This window comes from Nocardia sp. NPDC050406 (genome assembly GCF_044459025.1).
GTDB lineage: Bacteria > Actinomycetota > Actinomycetes > Mycobacteriales > Mycobacteriaceae > Nocardia.
In genome coordinates this window covers 103,673-120,488 of the sequence record NZ_JBITIM010000002.1, presented here as the reverse complement: position 1 = coordinate 120,488, position 16,816 = coordinate 103,673, and the positions used below count along the sequence as shown (strand labels likewise).

Genomic DNA, 16,816 nt, shown 5'->3' with positions numbered 1-16,816 from the left:
CACCGACCCCACCGACCGCTCGCGCCCGCTTCGAGGAACCGAAGCGGGCGCGAATCGTTCTGGGGGACTTACGCTTCGAGCTTGTAGCCGAGTCCGCGCACGGTCACCAGGTGTTCCGGCTTGGCGGGATCGGCCTCGATCTTGGAGCGCAGGCGCTTGACGTGCACGTCGAGGGTCTTGGTGTCACCGACGTAGTCGGCCCCCCAGACGCGGTCGATGAGCTGTCCTCGGGTGAGCACGCGGCCGGAGTTGCGCAGCAGGTACTCGAGCAGGTCGAACTCCTTGAGCGGCAGGGTGACCGCCTTGCCGTTGACCTGGACGGTATGCCGGTCCACGTCCATCCGCACCGGACCGGCCTCCAGCACGCTGGTCTCGCCGCCGTTGTCGACCTCCTCGCCCACGCCGCGGCGCAGCACCGCGCGAATGCGGGCGATGAGCTCACGCGAGGAGTACGGCTTGGTGACATAGTCGTCCGCGCCGAGCTCGAGCCCGACCACCTTGTCGATCTCGCTGTCGCGCGCGGTCACCATGATGACGGGCACGCTGCCGCGCAGGCGCAGCTGCTTGCACACATCGGTGCCGCTCATACCGGGCAGCATGAGGTCGAGCAGGACGATATCCGCACCGGTGCGGTCGTATTCGGACAGCGCGGAGGGCCCGTCACCGACCACGGTGACCTCGAACCCTTCCTTGCGCAGTAGGAACGCGAGCGGATCAGCAAGCGACTCCTCGTCCTCGACGATCAGCACTCTCGTCATCGGGTTGCCTCCACACCGTTCGTTCTGGCCCGCCCTGCGGGGCGCGGGCCGGTTTCCTTCTTGCCCACCGGAGTCCCGGCGGGAATTCTCTTGTCGCCCACCGGGCCGCTGGCGGGGTGGGCCGGAATGCGCAGCGTGAACGTCGACCCGGTGCCCAGCTTGGACCACAGGGTGACTTCGCCGTTGTGGTTGGCGGCCACGTGCTTGACGATAGCCAGCCCGAGCCCGGTACCGCCGGTGGCGCGCGAGCGCGCCTTGTCGGCCCGGAAGAACCGCTCGAACACGCGTTCCTGATCTTCCTTGGCGATGCCGATGCCGCGGTCGGTGACGGCGATGTTCACGTACCCGCCGCGCAGCGAGCGGCTCACCGAGACGTGCGAGCCGCGCGGCGAGTAGGCGATGGCGTTCTCCACCAGGTTGGACAGGGCGGTGACCAACAGGGTGGTATCGCCGATCACCTCGAGGTCGCTGTCGCGATCGGTGCTCACGGTGATGCCCGCGGCCTCGGCGGCGGTCTTGGAGCGCTCGATGGCCTGGGCCACCACGGTGTCGACGGGCACGGCCTCGAGTTCGGGCAGCTTCTCGGCGCCTTGCAGGCGCGACAGCGCGATGAGTTCGGTGACCATCTTGCCCATGCGCCGGGCCTCGCCGTGCAGCCGTTCGCCGAAGTGCCGCACCGAATCCGGGTCGTCGGCCGATTCCAGCAGCGCCTCGGCCAACAAGCTCATGGCCCCGACGGGCGTCTTTAGTTCGTGCGACACGTTTGCCACGAAGTCGCGGCGGGTGGCCTCCATGCGCGCCTGCTCGGAATCGTCGTCGGCGAACAGCACCACGAAATTGGAGTTGTCGCGCGAGAGCGGGCGGGCCACGCCGCGCACCGCCAGCCGGGCGCGCCCGGGCATGGGGTGTTTGGCGGTGATATCGAAATCGACGTCCTCGCCGCTGGCGAGCACCTCCTGCACCGCCACCCAGGCCCGCTCGTCGAGCAAGCGGTCGCGGACCACGCCCAACTCCTCCGCACGCGGGTTGACCAGCACGACGTCCCGGTATTCGTCCACCACGGCGATACCGCTCTCGGAGGCCAGCACGATCAGATCGAGCACCTGCGACATGGTGAGACCCGATTCGTCGGCCGCTCGCCGCGCCTGCCGGGCATTCACATACGGGATGAGCAGTCCGCCCACCGCCAACCCGACGACGGCCGCGAGGACTGCCAACAGCACGGCCTGTGGAACGCTCACACTCTGAATCGTACGGTCGCCAACGGGTGGCCAAACCCCGGGTGCGGGAAGTTTCACGCAGGTCACGGCCACTTCGGCGCGCGTTAGCCATCCGTTCACGCAATGTTCGGAACGGATGGTTGCGGAAGAATCGCGGCCCTACCTGCCGGTCCTGTATCGGGCTATCAGTACAGGTCGGACATATCGGGCATGAGGAGTGGGTACGGGCTAGTCGTCCACATCACCTCCGAACATCGACGCGCGCACCGTGTCGCCGTGGCGATCCACCCACGCGCCGAGCGCCAGAATCGGCGGCACCAGATCCCGCCCCGCCGCGGTCAGCGAATACTCCACCCGCGGGGGCGCCTCGGCGAAGCGACGGCGTTCGACCAGCGCCATGCGCTCCATCCGCCGCAGTGTCTGGGTGAGCATCTTCTGACTGATGCCGCCGATGGCCTGTCGCAGTTCGACCGGACGCCTGGGCCCCTCGCGCAGCGTGTAGACGATCACCAGCAGCCAGGAGTTGTCCAGCAGGTCCAGGATCAGGCGGGCGGGACAGTCGGATTCGAAGTCGCCGTAGGGCGCGAACTCCACGGGCCGCACCGAATCCGGTGTGGCGACCCCGGATTCCCTCGGCGCGGCGTCGGTCTGGCTGGTCACGGTTCCAGGGTGCCAGCGGCCTCGGGCACCCGGGGGTGCCTATCGGAATTCCTACCGTCGATGCCGTCGAGACGACCAAGGAGTGGTTATGCGAATCGGAATCATCGGGGCCGGGCAGATGGCACGGGCGCTGGGGCGTGGCTGGGCGGCGGCCGGGCACGAGGTGTTCGTGGGCGCACGGACTTCGGAGCGCGCGGCCGAGGCGGCGCGGGCGATCGGCTCCGGCGCCGCGGCGGGCGGCATGCGGGCGGCGGCCGAGTTCGGCGAGGTGATCCTGCTGGCGCTGCCGGTCGCCGCGCTGAGCGAGGTACTGCGCGAGGTGGGCGGGCTGGAGGGCCGCACGCTCATCGACTGCACCAATGCCTTCCAACCCGACGACGGCGCGTTCGCGCTCGCCGAACCGGCTGTGGCGGAACGGATCGCGGCCGAGGCTCCGGGCGCGCACGTGGTGAAGGCCTTCAATGTCTGCGCGGCCGAGCTGTGGGAGTCCACACAGCGCACCTTCGACGGTCGATCGTTGGCCGTACCGCTGTGTGGGGACGACCCGACCGCGGTCGACCGGGTCGCCGTTCTGGTGACGGATCTGGGCCTGCGCCCGATCCGGGCGGGCGGCCTCGGGCAGGCGCGCTACCTCGAGGCCACGGCGGCCTTCGTCGTCGGACAATGGTTCGCGGGCAACGACTTCCGCGCCATGGTCCCGCCCCTCGACAGCGCCTTCGCCGTCGCGGACGCCGACTGACCCGTCACCAGCCCGGGTTCCCGCGCACGGGAATGTTCACGAAGCTGGGCGCGGACGGGTCCAGCAACAGATGTTGCGGCTTCAACCCGGTATCGACCGTGATCGCGGTGGGCGGCAGGCCCTTCGGGAAATTGCCCGCGTAGACATCCACGCGCAGCCGGTGCCCGGGCTGCAACACGGCTTCGATACCCGCCACCGAGATATCCAGCGTCACAGGCACTCCCGGCTGCGTCGGCTGCCGAGTGTCGAGCGAGAGGTCCGGCACCGGGTCGGTGTAGTCGCCGTTCGGAAGTCGGGTGCTGCGCGCGTCGTCGAGCTCGCGCAGGGAGGCGACGAGCTGGCCGGTCGACAGCGCTGTCGACCGGCCGTCCGGGGCGACATCGTTCACGGTCACCGTCCAGTAGCCGTCCTCGGCGTCGTGAACGGTGTTGAGCCGCACCGCTATCGGCCCGGAGATCGTGGTCGGCTCGGCGACCGGCGCACTGGTGAAGGTGAGGCCGTTGGATTCCCAGATCCGCGAGTCCTTGCCGCAGGCGTCGAAGACGGAGACGAGGCCGATCAACTGCTGCGCGGCGTCACGCGAGCACAATCCGGTGAGACCCGGTGCGACGGTGAGGGTGTCGAGCCCACCGCCCGGAGCCGGGAACAGCGAGCCGTCGTGCACGCTGTGCCCGCCGGTGCCGCTGGGGGCGGCGGACAGGTACATGCGCCGGTACTCGATACCCGGCTGCGGGAACGACGGCAGCGTCACCCAGCCGCCACCCTGCTGCTTCGCGGTGACCGGTCCGAAGGAGTCGATTCCGTTGTCGATTCCCTTGAGCCACTTGTCGAACCACGCGCGCTGGAGTACGTCCATGCGCGGCGGCAGGCCGGGCAGCCCGGACTCGTTGCCGTTGGAGATGTGGTAGCCGTCGCCGACCAGCAGCTGTTTCTGTCCGGGCGGCAAGGGAATACGCCGGTACACGTCGGCCTGCGAGGCGACGAACACATCGTGCCAGCCGCCGGTGATGAAGGTGGGCACCGTGATCGCCTCGGGATCGGTCTCCCACGCCTGCCGCATCGGGCTCTCGGCGTCGAGCAGCGCCTGGATCTTCGGGCTCAGCGCGTCGATCTCGGGTTGGGTGAACACTTCCAGCAGCGCGTCCACGAAGGTGAACGGGTCGGCCAAACGGTCCGCGAGCCATTTCATATCGAACCGGCCCTGGGCCAGCGACACCAGATCGGGGACCAGCTTGCCGCCGTTCACGGCGGCAAGCCACATGGGCATGAAGGCGACGCCGACCGCCCCGCCGGGCGCGACGAGATCACGAAAAGGGTTGCGGCTGGGCACAACCGGGAAGATCGCCTTGAGCGCGGGTGGACTCTTCGCCGCCGCCTGCAATTGGTTGAGCCCCGAGTAGGAGACACCGGTCATGCCGATATCCCCCGTGGACCACGGTTGCCGGGCCGCCCAGTCGATGGTCTCGACGGTGTCCTGCTGTTCCCGCTCCCCGAGCAGATTCCAGATCCCTTGGGAGAACCCGGTTCCACGTACATCCACAACGACCTGTGTATAACCGGAGCGAATCAGGTTGCGGTCCACCGTGAAGGTGCGCAACAGTCCCCCGCCGAGGGCCTTGGTGAGATCGGTGAGCCCCGAGAACGGCGTACCGGTGAGGTCGATATTCCGTGCCAACTGCACGATCAGGTCCGACAGCCCGGGGATCGAGAAGGCCGAATCCCCGATCATGGAACCGAGTTTCGTATAGGGCGTGAAGTTCACGATGGTCGGCGTCGGCTCCGCGACGGGTGCGCCGGAGGCATCGGCCGGGTGATACACATTGGCCTTCAGCACCGTGCCGTCACTCATGGTGATGGGCACATCCCATTCGATGTACACATTCGGGAACCGCTGTGGACCGTCCTCCGCGTAGGCCCACCCGGCACCGGCCGCACCGCCATCGGGTTGCGCACCGGCGGTGGGTGATACGAAGGGAGTCAACGCGACGGCGGCCAGCGCCGCGACCATGGATTTCAGCAGGAACCGCACCGGTTCACGCTAAGTCGTCCCAGACAGCTGCGGACCGATTCCCCGAAATTTCGTGAAACAGCACAAATCTCGGGCCCCGACCGGGGGCACCATGCGAAAAACCCCGGGGCGCACGCCATTGTGCGCACCCGGGGCTCCTTCGCACCCGATCTACGAACTCACCAGCCGGTGCGTCCGCGGACCGGAATATTCACGAAGCTCGGACGATTCGGGTCCAGCTGCACATGCTGCGGCTTGAAACCGGTATCGAGGAGCATCGGCATGATCGGCAGGCCCTTGGGGAAGTTGCCCGCGAAGACATCCACCCGCAGCCGGTGGCCGGGCTGCAGCACGGCCTCGGTGCCGGACAGGGCGATATCGAGGGTGGTCACCTCGCCCGGGACGGTCGGCTCGCGCATGTCCAGGTCGGTGAAGGCGCGCGGGTCGGTGTAGTCCCCATTGGCGGAGCGGCTGCTCAGCGATTCGTCGACCTGCCGCAGCGACGCCATGAGCTGGCCCGAGGTCAGCACGGTCGAGGTGCCGTCGGGGGCGACGTCGTTGACGGTGGCGGTCCAGTAGCCGTCGGCGGCGTCCTGCACCGTCTCGAGGTGCAACGCGATCGGACCGGAGATGGTGGTGGCCTCGGCGACCGGCTCGCTGGTGAAGGTCAGCGCATTGGTCTCCGCGATCCGGGAGTCCTTGGCGCAGGCGTCGATGATGGAGAGCACACCCGCCGTCGCCTGTGCCGCGTCATTGGAGCAGAGCGTGGTCAGACCGGGCGACACACTCAGTCGCGCGAAGTCACTGCCCTCGCTGGTGAGCGAGCCGTCGTACACGCTGTCGGCGGTGCCGCTGGGCCGCGACGACAGGTACATGCGGCGGTACTCCGACTGCTGCGACGCGGGCGCGGAGTCGCCGAAGCCGCCCTGGGTGATCCAGCCGCCACCCTGCTGCTTGAGGGTCACCGGACCGTAGGAGTCGATCTCGTTGTCGATTCCCTTGAGCCACTTGTCGAACCACGCGCGCTGCAACACATCCAGTCGCGGCGGAGCGCCCGGCCCGCCGACATCGGCACCGGAGCTCACGTGGTAGGTATTGCCCATCATGAGCTGCTTCTGGCCCGGCGGCAGCTGAATGTCGTTGTAGATCTGGGATTCCGAGTACGTGAACAGATCGTGCCAGCCGCCGTAGACGAAGGTGGCCGCCTGGATCTGGCTCGGATCACCCAGCCACGCACGGCGTTCCGGCGAATCGTCGCTCAGCATCTGGGTGACGCGCGGATCGAGATCGCCCATCTTCTGGCTGGTGTAGGCCGAGATCAGCACATCCAGGTAGGTGAACGGATTGTCGATCCGGTCCTGCAACCACTGGGTGTCGAACTTGCCATTGGCGATCGAGGCCAGATCCGGCACCCACTTGAGACCGTTGATGGCACTGAGCCACAACGGAATGAAGTTGAAGCCGAAGCCGCCGCCCGGTGCGAGCACATCGTCGACGAGGTCGCTGCCGGGCACCACCGGGAAGATGGCCTTCAGCGCGGGCGGTTGCTTCTCGGCAACCTGCACCTGGTTGATGGCCGAGTAGGAGATGCCGTTCATGCCGATGCGGCCGTTGGACCAGCCCTGCTTGGACGCCCAGTCGATGACCTCGTAGGTGTCCTGCTGCTCGCGGTCGCGCAGCATATCCCATTCGCCCTGGGAGAAGCCGGTTCCGCGCACGTCCACGACGACCTGCGTGTAGCCGGACTTGATGAGCTGGCGGTCCACGGTGAAGTTGCGGAGTTGGCCGTTGCCCGCGCCGTTGATCAGCTCGCCCAGACCCGAGATCGGGGTGCCGGACAGATTGACCTGGCGGAAGAAGTTCAGCAGGGCATCGGACAGGCCCGGAATGGCCAGCGCGCTGTCACCGAGGTTCGAGACCAGCTTGGTGTAGGGCGTCATATTGACGACCGTCGGCGTCGGGGTGTCGATGGGTCGACCCGAGGCATCGGCGGGGCGGTAGACATTGCCCTTGAGAACGGTGCCGTCGCTCATGGTGATCGGCACGTCCCACTCGATGAAGACGTTCGGGTACTGCTGCGACCCGTCGTGCGCGGCGGTCCAGGCACTACCGGCCGCACCGCCGTCGGGTCCGATGGGTGTGGGAGCCGCCGCGGCGGTGATCCCGGTCAGGGGAACCAGGACCGCGGCGGCGACAACCGCCACCGTGGCCCGGAGCGCGTGCTTCATTGAACGTGATCTACCTCTCGAACAAAGCGAACGGTCTGGAGTTTATCTACTCGCAAGTAAGTTGCAAACTCCGGTTACTGTTACTCCAAAAAACGGGCAACAGTGCGGCAAATTGAATTCCGAGGTAGACCGCCAAATACCTTACGGCGACGTAACGTGATTTAAGTCACGTGCCCTCAGTTGGTCCTGACCACCGGTGATGGTTCGAAAAGCGAATCCACGCAAAGAAAAACGCGCTGTGATCGAGTGCCTCGATCACAGCGCGTTCGCACCGGGCATGAAATGCCCAGCGAATCGTCCTACTTACCACCCTGATTCGCCACGGCGGCGGCACCGGCGGCCGCGGCCTCCGGATCCAGGTACACGGCCGGGCCCACCGGGCGCAGATTCTCGTCGAGTTCGTACTTGAGCGGAATGCCGGTCGGGATGTTCAGCTCGGCGATGTCCTCGTCGGAGATGCCGTCCAGATGCTTCACCAGCGCGCGCAGCGAATTGCCGTGCGCGGCAACCAGAACCGTCTTGCCCGCGAGGAGATCCTTGGAGATGGTGTCCTCCCAGTACGGGACCATGCGCGCCACGACATCCTTGAGGCATTCGGTCAGCGGCACGTCGATACCGGCGTAGCGGGCGTCGCCGTCCTGGCTGTACTCGCTGCCCGACTCGATCGGCGGCGGCGGGGCGTCGTAGCTACGACGCCACAGCATGAACTGTTCGTTGCCGTACTGCTCCTTGGTCTGCGCCTTGTTCTTGCCCTGCAGCGCGCCGTAGTGGCGCTCGTTGAGCCGCCAATCACGCACCACCGGAATCCAATGGCGGTCGCAGGCGTCGAGGGCGTTGTTCGCGGTGGAGATGGCGCGACGCAGCAGCGAGGTGTAGACGATATCGGGCAGGATGCCCTGCTCGGCCAGCAATTGCCCGGCCCGCTTGCCCTCGGCGACACCCTTCTCGGTCAGGTGCACATCCACCCAGCCGGTGAACAGATTGAGGGCATTCCATTCGCTCTCGCCGTGGCGCAGCAGTACGAGGGTGTACGTCATGGGGCCATCTTCCCACGTGCGGTTTCCTCCGCGATCGAGACCCTGTGGCGGGTCTCAGGCCCACTCCACCTCGTCGAAATCGACCGTGAGGTCCTGCAGGCCGTCGCACTTGTAGCCCAGGGCAATGCGCAGCCGTAGCTGGGCGCGCTGGGCATCCACTTCGCGGACGACTCCGCACAGTCCGTGGAAGGGGCCCTCGGGGATGTAGACGACATCGCCCGGCGCGAATTCACCCGTGATCACGAACGCCACGGTAGCGCCGAATTCCGCGATTCGTCGTAAACGCTTGAGCGTCAGCGGGAAACCGCAGCTCCGCGCGGGTGTCAGCGGGTCGTCAGAAGGACAGGCAGTCGCCGGGTGCGTCCTCGGCGGCATCGAAGGCGAGCAGGGCCGCACCGGCGAGGGTGGCCTGATCGGTGAGTTCGGAGGGCAGCACGTGCAGGCCTCGAGTGAAGGTGAGCCGGGCGTGTGCCGCGACCGTATCGCGCAGGGGCCGCCAGAGGTGTTCGCCGGATTGGGCGAACCCGCCGCCGATGACCACCAGGTCGGTGTCGAGCAGTGCCGACGCGGACGAAACCGCCACGCCGAGTGCGGTTCCCGCGCGACGCAGCGCGGCGATCGCGGTCTCGTCTCCCGCGGTCGCGGCGGCGGCCAGTTCGATGCCGGTACCGCCGCGCCAGCCCTGGCGGCGGGCCCAGCGCACCGAGGACGGGCCGCTGGCCACGGCCTCCACGCAGCCGAAACCGCCGCAGGCGCAAGGCTCTTCGTTGCCGGGCACGATGATGTGGCCGATATGTCCGGCATTGCCGGTGCGGCCGATGACCACCCGGCCGCCGGTGATGATGCCGCCGCCGATACCCGAGGAGACGGTCAGCGCCAGGACATTCGGCTTGCCGCGCGCCGCGCCCCAGCGCTGTTCGGCCAGGGCCAGGCACACGCCGTCGATGGCGAAGCGAACTATGGCCTCCGGGAACAGCTTTCGGACGGCCTTCTCGATATCGAAGCCACCGGCCCACTCCGGAATATTGATCGGTCCGGTGGTGCCGGTGCGCACATCCACCGGTCCGGCCGAGCCGATGCCGACGGCGCTCACCGGCGCACCGGCGGCGACGGAAAGCAGCAGGTCGCGGCACGCTTCCCAGACACCGGACTCCGGTACCTGGATGCGCCGCACGTCCTGTGCCATCCCCTCCGAATCCACCGTCGCGGCAGCGAATTTCGTCGCCCCGATATCCAGCGCCAGCAGCACCATCGCAGCCTACCGAGTGGCTAGGGCTGGTCGGCGGAATCGACGAGATGTTCGAAGGCGCGCAGATTCTTCAGCGATTCCCCGCGCGAGACCCGCCACTTCCATTCCTTGCGAATGGATTCCGCGAAACCGAGTTCGAGCAGCACATTGAAGTCGGCGTCGACGGCCTCGAGGATCTGACCGAACCAGCGATCGAGTTCGTCGGGCGTGACCGACTCGATGGACATGCGCCCGACCAGGTAGATGTCGCCGAGATTGTCGAGGGTGTAGGCCACGCCGTAGAGGCGGCGATTGCGCCGCAGCATGAATTTGTAGACGCCCTCGAAGTTCTCGTCCGGCTTGCGGCAGACGAAGCTCTCCATGCGCACGCCGTGATGGCCCACGGTGACAATGACATTGGTCTTGAGTTTGCGCTCACCCGGCAGGATCGCGACGAACATGTCCTCGCGCTCGCGGGTGTACTCGATCTCGCGCTCGCGCAGGGTCTCGTCGACGAGTCGCGCGGTGGCGCGGGCGGTGTCGCTCATGGGCGAGCCGGGCAAGGTCGGGTCGGTCATCGACGAACTGCTCCCATCCGACGCCGCCACAGCGCCCGCGATCTGGCCTGATTGCTGTCGGTGACGACCGTACTCCTTCGAGTACGGGTGTCCCGGAATCCGGCCAGGGCCGCGGAGTAGCTGGCGAGCAGGCCTTCGGCGGTGTGCGCCCAGGAGAAGTTCGCGGCGTGATCTACCGCGGCGGCGCCCATATCGCGTAGGCGGGCGGGGGTGTCGATGAGCGAGCGCAGCGCGGCGGCCCAGTCGTCGGTGCGGTGACCGGGGACCAGCAGACCGGAGACGCCGTCGCGGACGGCGGTGCCGAGGCCGCCGACATCGGCCGCCAGTACCGGGGTGCCGCTGGCCTGGGCCTCGATGGCGACCAGTCCGAAGGATTCGTTGTAGCTCGGCACCGCGACCAGATCGGCGGCGCGGTAGACCTGCACGAGCCGGTGCGGGGGCTGCGGGGGCAGGAAGGTGACGCGATCGGCGATGCCGAGGTCGGCGGCCAAGTCGATGAGGGCGTCGGGGCGTTCCAGGCCGGTGCCCGAGGGTCCGCCGACAATCAGGACGCGCAGGGGTTTGTCCGGTTCGTCGGCGAGTACGCGAGCGGCGGCGCGGACCAGGACGTCGGGGGCCTTGAGGGGCTGAATTCGCCCGACGAAAGCGACAATTCGCTCATTCAGCGGGAGGCCGAGTTCGATGCGGGCGGCGGTGCGATCGCCCGGGCGGTAGCGGGTCAGATCCGCGCCGGGGAGCACCACGTCGATGCGGTCCGGGTCGGCGCCGTAGAGCTCGACGAGTTCGCGGGCCTCCTCGGCGGTATTGGCGACCAAGCGGTCGGCCTCCGCCACGATCTGCTTCTCGCCGATCTCCCGCGCGGCGGGCTCCGGACAGTCGCCCTCGGCGAGATGCAGATTCTTCACGGCCGCGAGCGTGTGCGCGGTGTGCACCATCGGCCGCCGCCAGCGGTCGCGGGCCAGCCAGCCGACCTGCCCCGACATCCAGTAGTGCGAGTGGATCAGGTCGTAGTGGCCGGGCAGCTGCCGCGCCTCGGTGCGCAGCACCTCGGCCGCGAACGGGCACAGCTGGGTGGGCAGGTCGCGCTTGTCGAGGCCCTCGAACGGTCCGGCCACCACGTGGCGCACCAGCACGCCGGGCGCGGCCTCGACGACGGGCTCGTCGTTGGAGGAGGTGGCGCGGGTGAAGATCTCCACCTCGGTGCCGCGTTTGGCCAGCTCGATGGCGGTTTGGAGAACGTAGACGTTCATACCGCCCGCGTCACCGGTACCGGGTTGGGCGAGTGGGGAGGTATGCACCGACAGGACGGCAATCCGCTCGGGCCGTAGGTCGCTACGTTGACTCACCACTCATCCAGTGTGCACGCGGCGGGAAACCCTCCGTACATGAGTTCCCCCACCAAGTGACCTGGTTCACAACGGAATTCGGGTAGGCGGATTGACGGAACCGGACGGTCGGCGTCGAGTTCGCGGTGGTCAGGCGAGGGTGTCGGCGAAGGTCGTGATCTCGGCCACGAAGCGCTCCGGATCCTCGATGAACAGACCGTGCTGGGCGTCCTCCCAGTAGGACGTGGTGGCCTTCGGCGCGGTGTCGGCGATGTAGCGGCCGCTCTCGATCGGGACCACCGGATCGGCCGTGCCGTGCTGTACGAAGACCGGGATATCCAAGTTTCGCAGGGTCTCGGTGTTGTCGGTGGTGCGGTAGAACAGCGCCTTGCGCACCCGGGGCCGGGTGGCGAGGCTGATGCCGAACAGGCGCTGGGCATCGCCGCCCTTGTCGCGGCCCGGGCCGGTATTGGCATTGCCGAAGGCGGCGAAGCCGCGCATGGCGCGTCCGGCGCTCTCCTCGAAGACATCCGGAATGGCCTTCTGCATGGCCGGGCCGGGTTCGGCGCCGGGCACGCCCTTGCCGATGCCCGCGAGCGAGCCGGTGTAGACGACGCCCGCGACGGCGGCGCTGCCGTGCACGGCGAGGTAGTCGGTGAGTGCGATACCGCCGTAGGACCAGCCGAGCAGGACCGCGCCGGAGTCGATGCCCTCGGCCGTGAGGACGGCGTGCAGGTCGGCGGCCCAGTTCGCGGGATCGTCGTAGCCGGTCTCCGGGGCCCCGGAGTAGCCGTGGCCGCGCAGGTCCACGGCGATGACGCGGAAGGTCTCGGCGAGCAGGTCGCCCGCGCGGCCCCAGCAGCGCAGATTTCCGGCCCATCCGTGCAGCAGCACCAGCGGCCGCCCGCTGTCCGGGCCCTCCACCCGGTAGACGATGTTTGTTCCGTCCGCGCTCAGCACCTCACGAATCGCCATACCAGCCAGGCTAACCGGCACGGATTCGGCGTTGTTACCGACCGGCACGTTCGCTTTCTGGCCGCTGCGGGCCGTCGAACCGCCGCCATTTAGGCTCGGGTTCATGAGCAGCACGCGCACCGCCGTCGTCACCGGAGCCAGCTCGGGCATCGGGGAGGCCACCGCCCGCGAACTCGCCCAGCAGGGGTATCACGTCTACGTGGGCGCCCGTCGGGTCGATCGACTGGAGAAGCTGGCCGCGGAGATCGGCGGGACGGCGCTGCCCCTCGATGTCACCGACGAGGAGTCGGTGCGCGCCTTCACCGATGCGATCGGCGAGGTGAATGTGCTGGTCAACAATGCCGGTGGCGCGAAGGGGCTGGCGACGGTCGCCGAGGCCGATCTCGACGACTGGCGCTGGATGTGGGAGACCAATGTGCTCGGCACCCTGCGCATTACCAAGGCGCTGCTGCCGAAACTGATCGCCTCGGGCGATGGGCTCATTGTCACCATCACCTCGGTGGCGGCTTTCCAGGCTTATGACAATGGCTCCGGATACACCACCGCCAAGCACGCTCAGGCGGTATTGCACCGGACCTTGCGCGGCGAACTCCTGGGCCAGCCGGTGCGACTCACCGAAATCGCTCCCGGGGCTGTCGAAACCGAATTCTCGCTGGTGCGGTTCAATGGCGACGAGGAGCGGGCCGCGAATGTGTACAAGGGTATCGATCCGCTTGTCGCCCAGGACATTGCCGAAATCATCGGATTCGTGGCCTCGCGGCCGCCGCATGTGAATCTCGATCAAATAATCGTGAAGCCGCGCGATCAGGCCGAAGCGGGGCGCTTCGCCCGGCGCGGCTGAAATCGCGAAAGAGCCCGGATCCGTACGGGACCCGGGCTCTTCTCGTCACGAGATCAGGGCAGGACCTGGGGCACGACCTGCGGGGCGAGCGCGCCGACCAGCAGTCCGAGCAGCGCACCGTTCAGCGCGCCGCCCACGGCGCAGGCCGGGGCCGCGACGCTTCCGGCGCCCGGAACCAGCATGCAGAGCACCGCGTGCACCACGGCTCCGGCGCCCGCGCCCGCGGCGACGCCATTCGCCAGCGGATCGTGATTCTGCGCATTGGGATCGGTGGCGATATTCGTCGCCGCCGGGGTAGCGATATCCACCGCGACCGGAGTGGCGATATCCGCCGGAGTGGAAACCACCTGCACCACCGCGGGCTGCTGCTGTACGGCCACGCCCGTTTCCGCCGAAGCCACACCGGCGCCCGCGCCGATACCGGCCACAATCGCGCCCATGGCGAGCACTCCGACGAGCGCCTTACGACCGGCATTCTTGAAAGTCCGACGACCCATGATCAATTCCTCGAATCTCCCCGACCCCCGCGCCGAACGGATTGTCGGCCGCGATGTGGAACAACATGTATCCCAGGGGACCGACAAGATCAAACCTGCTCTCGGACAACGAACAAAGCGACGACAGCCGAAATCCGGATTTCGAAACCCTTTCTGCTGCATAGCGATCCGGCGAGACCGCGACATCTAAACCTTATGTGACCAACGCCACAATCCTCGCGTAGCTCACATAGTTCTATGGGAGATCGAAAACGGCACCCGAGACCGTGCGGACGTGAAACGGTGTGCAGCAGGACATTACGAAGTCGTTCGAGGGAAGTCGTATGTGTGCACCGCGGATCGTCCAGGTCGCCCATGAGGCGGCCGATCGGCGGTTCAGCAGGCGGGCCTGGTTCGGGGCCGCCGGGCTGGGGGCGGTCGCCGCGGTGTCGGGGGCCGGGGTCGCGCGAGGAGGGCCCGGCGGTTTCGGGTCGGTGGTGGATCTGACGCATGTGCTGACGCCGGAACTTCCGGTGTGGCCGGGGAATCCACCGTTCGTGCGGACGCCGGTGGCTTGGCACGAGAACGGTGGATTCGGTCAGAACGCGCTGGTGCTGTGGGAGCACACCGGGACCCATGTCGACGCGCCGCTGCATCGGGTGCGTGGTGCGGCGTCCGTCGATCTGATCTCGGCGGCGGATCTCGTCGCGCCACTGGTGGTCGTCGACATCTCGGCGAAGGCGGCTGTCGACGCCGATGCGATGGTCACGGTGTCCGATGTCGAGCGGTGGGAGGACGAGCACGGCCCGATACCCGAACGCGCTTTCGTCGCAATGCATTCCGGATGGGAGGGACGGCTGGCCGTCCCGGGCGCGTTTCTCAACCTGGATATCGGCGGGCGGCCGCACGCACCGGGGTTCGCGGTGGAGGCGGCCGAATTCCTGGTGTCGCGGCGCGGGATCGTCGGCGCGGGCGTCGATACGTTGAGTCTGGACCAGGCGGCGAGTCGCGAGTTCGGTGCGCACACGGTATTTCTCGGGGCGGGGCGGTACGGGGTGGAGATGCTCGCGAACTTGGCGCAGGTGCCGCCGTCGGGTGCGACCGTCATTGTCGGTGCGCCCAAGCATGCGGGCGGGACGGGTGGACCGTGCCGCGTGCTCGCGCTGGTCTAGGGTCGGTCGAGCGAAAGGCTGTGTTGGAAACGGGTATTCGGGTCCCACTCGGACTTGATCCGGCGTAGTCGTTCGTAGTTCGCGCCGTAGTAGAAGGCGTGCCATGGCACGCCGGAGCCATTCCACCGCGGGTCCGCGAGATCCGGATCCGGGTAGTTGATGTACGCCCCACCGTTGGCGTCGTTCGGCACCGGGACACCGCCGGTCTCGGCGTACACGTCGCGGTACATCTCCCGTGCCCACGCCACGAACCGTTCGTCGTCACCGGGTAGTCGCCAGGCCGCGTGAATGAGCATCTTCATGAACGAATCGCGTGCGGGCATAGCCGTAGCGTCGGCGGCCACCGCATTGACGGCACCGCCGAAAGGCAGGAACTCCACCTGAGATTCGCCGAGGAAGCGCACATCGCTCAAGTAGCGGTGCAGGATTCGCAGCTGATCCGTCGAATACGCCTTGCGCAGATACGCGGATCGCGCCTTCACCCGGAACCCCGGCATGCCCTTGGCGTAGTAGACATTCGCCAAGGTGTCGCCGTAGGAGAATTCGTTGAGCGGCAACGACACTGGCGGCGGCAGCACACCGTCCGATATCGCGGCGACGAACTCCTCGAAGTGCGACCGCTCCCCGTCGAGCACCACCAGGACGTCGGACCCGACCAATCCCGGCCGTAGATGCAGCGGCGCGTAGAGCCCGGCGAACGGATCCCCCGGCGCGGAATGCCGCTCGAAGAACGCGAGGTAGTTCCCCACGAACCGAACGAATGCCTCCTCGGTCAGAAAGGGCAGTACGAGCCGCGTACTCAGCACGCGCCCAGGCGGTTTCGGCAACGCCGCCGCCGGATCGCCCCCGTCGGAATCCGGCGACCGCAACAGATACCGAGTCACCACCCCGAAATTCCCGCCCCCGCCCCCGGTGTGCGCCCACCACAGATCAGCATGCGGCCCATCCCTGGTAGCAACCACGATCGACGCTTTCCCGCTCGCGTCCACGGTCACAAGCTCCACGCCGTACAGATGATCCGACACCAGACCGAGCCGCCGCGACAACGGCCCGTACCCACCCCCGGCGAAATGCCCGCCAGCTCCCACGCCCTTGCAAATCCCCGCGGGCACGGTCACACCCCACTCCCCGAGCAGCCGCTCGTACACCGCTCCCAGATCAGCCCCCGCATCCACCGAGAACGCCCGATACTCCCCATCCCAACGAACGCCCCCCAACCGCCCCATATCGATGATGGCCCGCGTCCGATCGTTGTCCACCAGGTCCGCGAACCCATGCCCACCCGACCGCACCGCCATCCGCAGCCCCTCCCCCACGGCCCGCTCGACGGCGCCCCGCACCTCCTCCCCACTGGAAGGCACGAAAATCTTCTCCGCCCGAGCCACGAACCGCCGGTTGTACCCCCGCCCGCTCAACTCCGCGTACCCCACATCCCCCGGCCGCACCACCCCGGCCTCGACGGCCCCCGCCCCGGCCACCCGCAACACACTCGCCGCGGCACCAATCCCCGCGGCGGCGATGAATCTGCGGCGCGCCAACGACATACAGGCCCCTCGAGCGTCCTACAGCAA

Annotated in this window: 16 protein-coding genes; 3 read left to right on the top strand and 13 right to left on the bottom strand. The window is 67.7% G+C overall.

Annotation, left to right across the window (positions count from 1 at the left end):
• Positions 1-68: 68 nt before the first annotated feature.
• From ACIBH2_RS14060 to ACIBH2_RS14050, 3 genes are all read right to left on the bottom strand, one after another.
• Positions 69-758: a winged helix-turn-helix domain-containing protein gene (locus tag ACIBH2_RS14060; RefSeq protein WP_397117283.1), complete on the bottom strand. Its 690-nt coding sequence runs from the start codon at positions 756-758 to the stop codon at positions 69-71.
• Positions 755-1,999, bottom strand: a complete 1,245-nt coding sequence (locus ACIBH2_RS14055) for a sensor histidine kinase (RefSeq protein ID WP_397117281.1) — start codon at positions 1,997-1,999, stop codon at positions 755-757. Before ACIBH2_RS14055 ends, ACIBH2_RS14060 begins: the two co-directional genes overlap by 4 nt.
• Positions 2,000-2,206: 207 nt before the next feature.
• On the bottom strand, positions 2,207-2,638 hold the full coding sequence (locus ACIBH2_RS14050) for a winged helix-turn-helix transcriptional regulator (protein ID WP_397117279.1): 432 nt from the start codon (positions 2,636-2,638) through the stop codon (positions 2,207-2,209).
• An 88-nt stretch (positions 2,639-2,726) separates the two neighbouring features.
• On the opposite strand from ACIBH2_RS14050, the gene ACIBH2_RS14045 reads away from it, so the two are divergent.
• On the top strand, positions 2,727-3,377 hold the full coding sequence (locus tag ACIBH2_RS14045; RefSeq protein ID WP_397117277.1) for an NADPH-dependent F420 reductase: 651 nt from the start codon (positions 2,727-2,729) through the stop codon (positions 3,375-3,377).
• 4 nt (positions 3,378-3,381) lie between these two features.
• Here the strand turns inward: ACIBH2_RS14045 and ACIBH2_RS14040 are convergent, their stop codons facing one another.
• The 8 genes from ACIBH2_RS14040 to ACIBH2_RS14005 form a co-directional block, all read right to left on the bottom strand.
• The gene (locus ACIBH2_RS14040; RefSeq protein ID WP_397117275.1) at positions 3,382-5,406 is read right to left on the bottom strand and encodes a CocE/NonD family hydrolase; all 2,025 of its coding nucleotides are present in this window, start codon (positions 5,404-5,406) and stop codon (positions 3,382-3,384) included.
• 158 nt (positions 5,407-5,564) lie between these two features.
• Positions 5,565-7,613 (bottom strand): CocE/NonD family hydrolase, encoded by a 2,049-nt coding sequence (locus ACIBH2_RS14035; protein ID WP_397117273.1) that lies wholly within the window; start codon positions 7,611-7,613, stop codon positions 5,565-5,567.
• Positions 7,614-7,912: 299 nt separating this feature from the next.
• Positions 7,913-8,650, bottom strand: coding sequence for a phosphoglyceromutase (locus tag ACIBH2_RS14030; RefSeq protein ID WP_397117271.1), 738 nt, complete (start codon positions 8,648-8,650; stop codon positions 7,913-7,915).
• 54 nt (positions 8,651-8,704) lie between these two features.
• The gene (locus tag ACIBH2_RS14025; RefSeq protein WP_397117269.1) at positions 8,705-8,893 is read right to left on the bottom strand and encodes a hypothetical protein; all 189 of its coding nucleotides are present in this window, start codon (positions 8,891-8,893) and stop codon (positions 8,705-8,707) included.
• A gap of 91 nt (positions 8,894-8,984) precedes the next feature.
• Positions 8,985-9,902, bottom strand: a complete 918-nt coding sequence (locus ACIBH2_RS14020) for an ROK family protein (RefSeq protein WP_397117267.1) — start codon at positions 9,900-9,902, stop codon at positions 8,985-8,987.
• Positions 9,903-9,919: 17 nt separating this feature from the next.
• Positions 9,920-10,456 (bottom strand): YbjN domain-containing protein, encoded by a 537-nt coding sequence (locus ACIBH2_RS14015; RefSeq protein ID WP_397117265.1) that lies wholly within the window; start codon positions 10,454-10,456, stop codon positions 9,920-9,922.
• A complete protein-coding gene (gene mshA, locus ACIBH2_RS14010) occupies positions 10,453-11,805 on the bottom strand; it encodes a D-inositol-3-phosphate glycosyltransferase (RefSeq protein WP_397117263.1) in 1,353 nt (450 codons plus the stop codon). Before mshA ends, ACIBH2_RS14015 begins: the two co-directional genes overlap by 4 nt.
• A gap of 126 nt (positions 11,806-11,931) precedes the next feature.
• Complete coding sequence (locus tag ACIBH2_RS14005; RefSeq protein ID WP_397117261.1) at positions 11,932-12,756, bottom strand: alpha/beta fold hydrolase; 825 nt, start codon at positions 12,754-12,756, stop codon at positions 11,932-11,934.
• Positions 12,757-12,859: 103 nt separating this feature from the next.
• Here ACIBH2_RS14005 and ACIBH2_RS14000 point away from each other — a divergent pair, with 103 nt between their 5' ends.
• On the top strand, positions 12,860-13,597 hold the full coding sequence (locus tag ACIBH2_RS14000; RefSeq protein ID WP_397117259.1) for an SDR family NAD(P)-dependent oxidoreductase: 738 nt from the start codon (positions 12,860-12,862) through the stop codon (positions 13,595-13,597).
• 53 nt (positions 13,598-13,650) lie between these two features.
• Here ACIBH2_RS14000 and ACIBH2_RS13995 read toward each other — a convergent pair whose 3' ends face one another.
• The gene (locus ACIBH2_RS13995) at positions 13,651-14,094 is read right to left on the bottom strand and encodes a hypothetical protein (protein WP_397117257.1); all 444 of its coding nucleotides are present in this window, start codon (positions 14,092-14,094) and stop codon (positions 13,651-13,653) included.
• Between the two features lie 323 nt (positions 14,095-14,417).
• On the opposite strand from ACIBH2_RS13995, the gene ACIBH2_RS13990 reads away from it, so the two are divergent.
• Complete coding sequence (locus tag ACIBH2_RS13990; RefSeq protein ID WP_397117255.1) at positions 14,418-15,245, top strand: cyclase family protein; 828 nt, start codon at positions 14,418-14,420, stop codon at positions 15,243-15,245.
• Here the strand turns inward: ACIBH2_RS13990 and ACIBH2_RS13985 are convergent.
• Positions 15,242-16,789, bottom strand: coding sequence for an FAD-binding oxidoreductase (locus tag ACIBH2_RS13985; RefSeq protein ID WP_397117253.1), 1,548 nt, complete (start codon positions 16,787-16,789; stop codon positions 15,242-15,244). The genes ACIBH2_RS13990 and ACIBH2_RS13985 overlap by 4 nt on opposite strands.
• Positions 16,790-16,816: the final 27 nt, after the last annotated feature.

Coding starts and splice junctions, on each gene's coding strand:
- ACIBH2_RS14060 (WP_397117283.1), bottom strand. CDS start 758: ATGACGAGAGTGCTGATCGTCGAGGACGAGGAGTCGCTTGCTGATCCG.
- ACIBH2_RS14045 (WP_397117277.1), top strand. CDS start 2,727: ATGCGAATCGGAATCATCGGGGCCGGGCAGATGGCACGGGCGCTGGGG.
- ACIBH2_RS14035 (WP_397117273.1), bottom strand. CDS start 7,613: ATGAAGCACGCGCTCCGGGCCACGGTGGCGGTTGTCGCCGCCGCGGTC.
- ACIBH2_RS14030 (WP_397117271.1), bottom strand. CDS start 8,650: ATGACGTACACCCTCGTACTGCTGCGCCACGGCGAGAGCGAATGGAAT.
- ACIBH2_RS14020 (WP_397117267.1), bottom strand. CDS start 9,902: ATGGTGCTGCTGGCGCTGGATATCGGGGCGACGAAATTCGCTGCCGCG.
- ACIBH2_RS14015 (WP_397117265.1), bottom strand. CDS start 10,456: ATGACCGACCCGACCTTGCCCGGCTCGCCCATGAGCGACACCGCCCGC.
- ACIBH2_RS14005 (WP_397117261.1), bottom strand. CDS start 12,756: ATGGCGATTCGTGAGGTGCTGAGCGCGGACGGAACAAACATCGTCTAC.
- ACIBH2_RS14000 (WP_397117259.1), top strand. CDS start 12,860: ATGAGCAGCACGCGCACCGCCGTCGTCACCGGAGCCAGCTCGGGCATC.
- ACIBH2_RS13995 (WP_397117257.1), bottom strand. CDS start 14,094: ATGGGTCGTCGGACTTTCAAGAATGCCGGTCGTAAGGCGCTCGTCGGA.
- ACIBH2_RS13990 (WP_397117255.1), top strand. CDS start 14,418: ATGTGTGCACCGCGGATCGTCCAGGTCGCCCATGAGGCGGCCGATCGG.
- ACIBH2_RS13985 (WP_397117253.1), bottom strand. CDS start 16,789: ATGTCGTTGGCGCGCCGCAGATTCATCGCCGCCGCGGGGATTGGTGCC.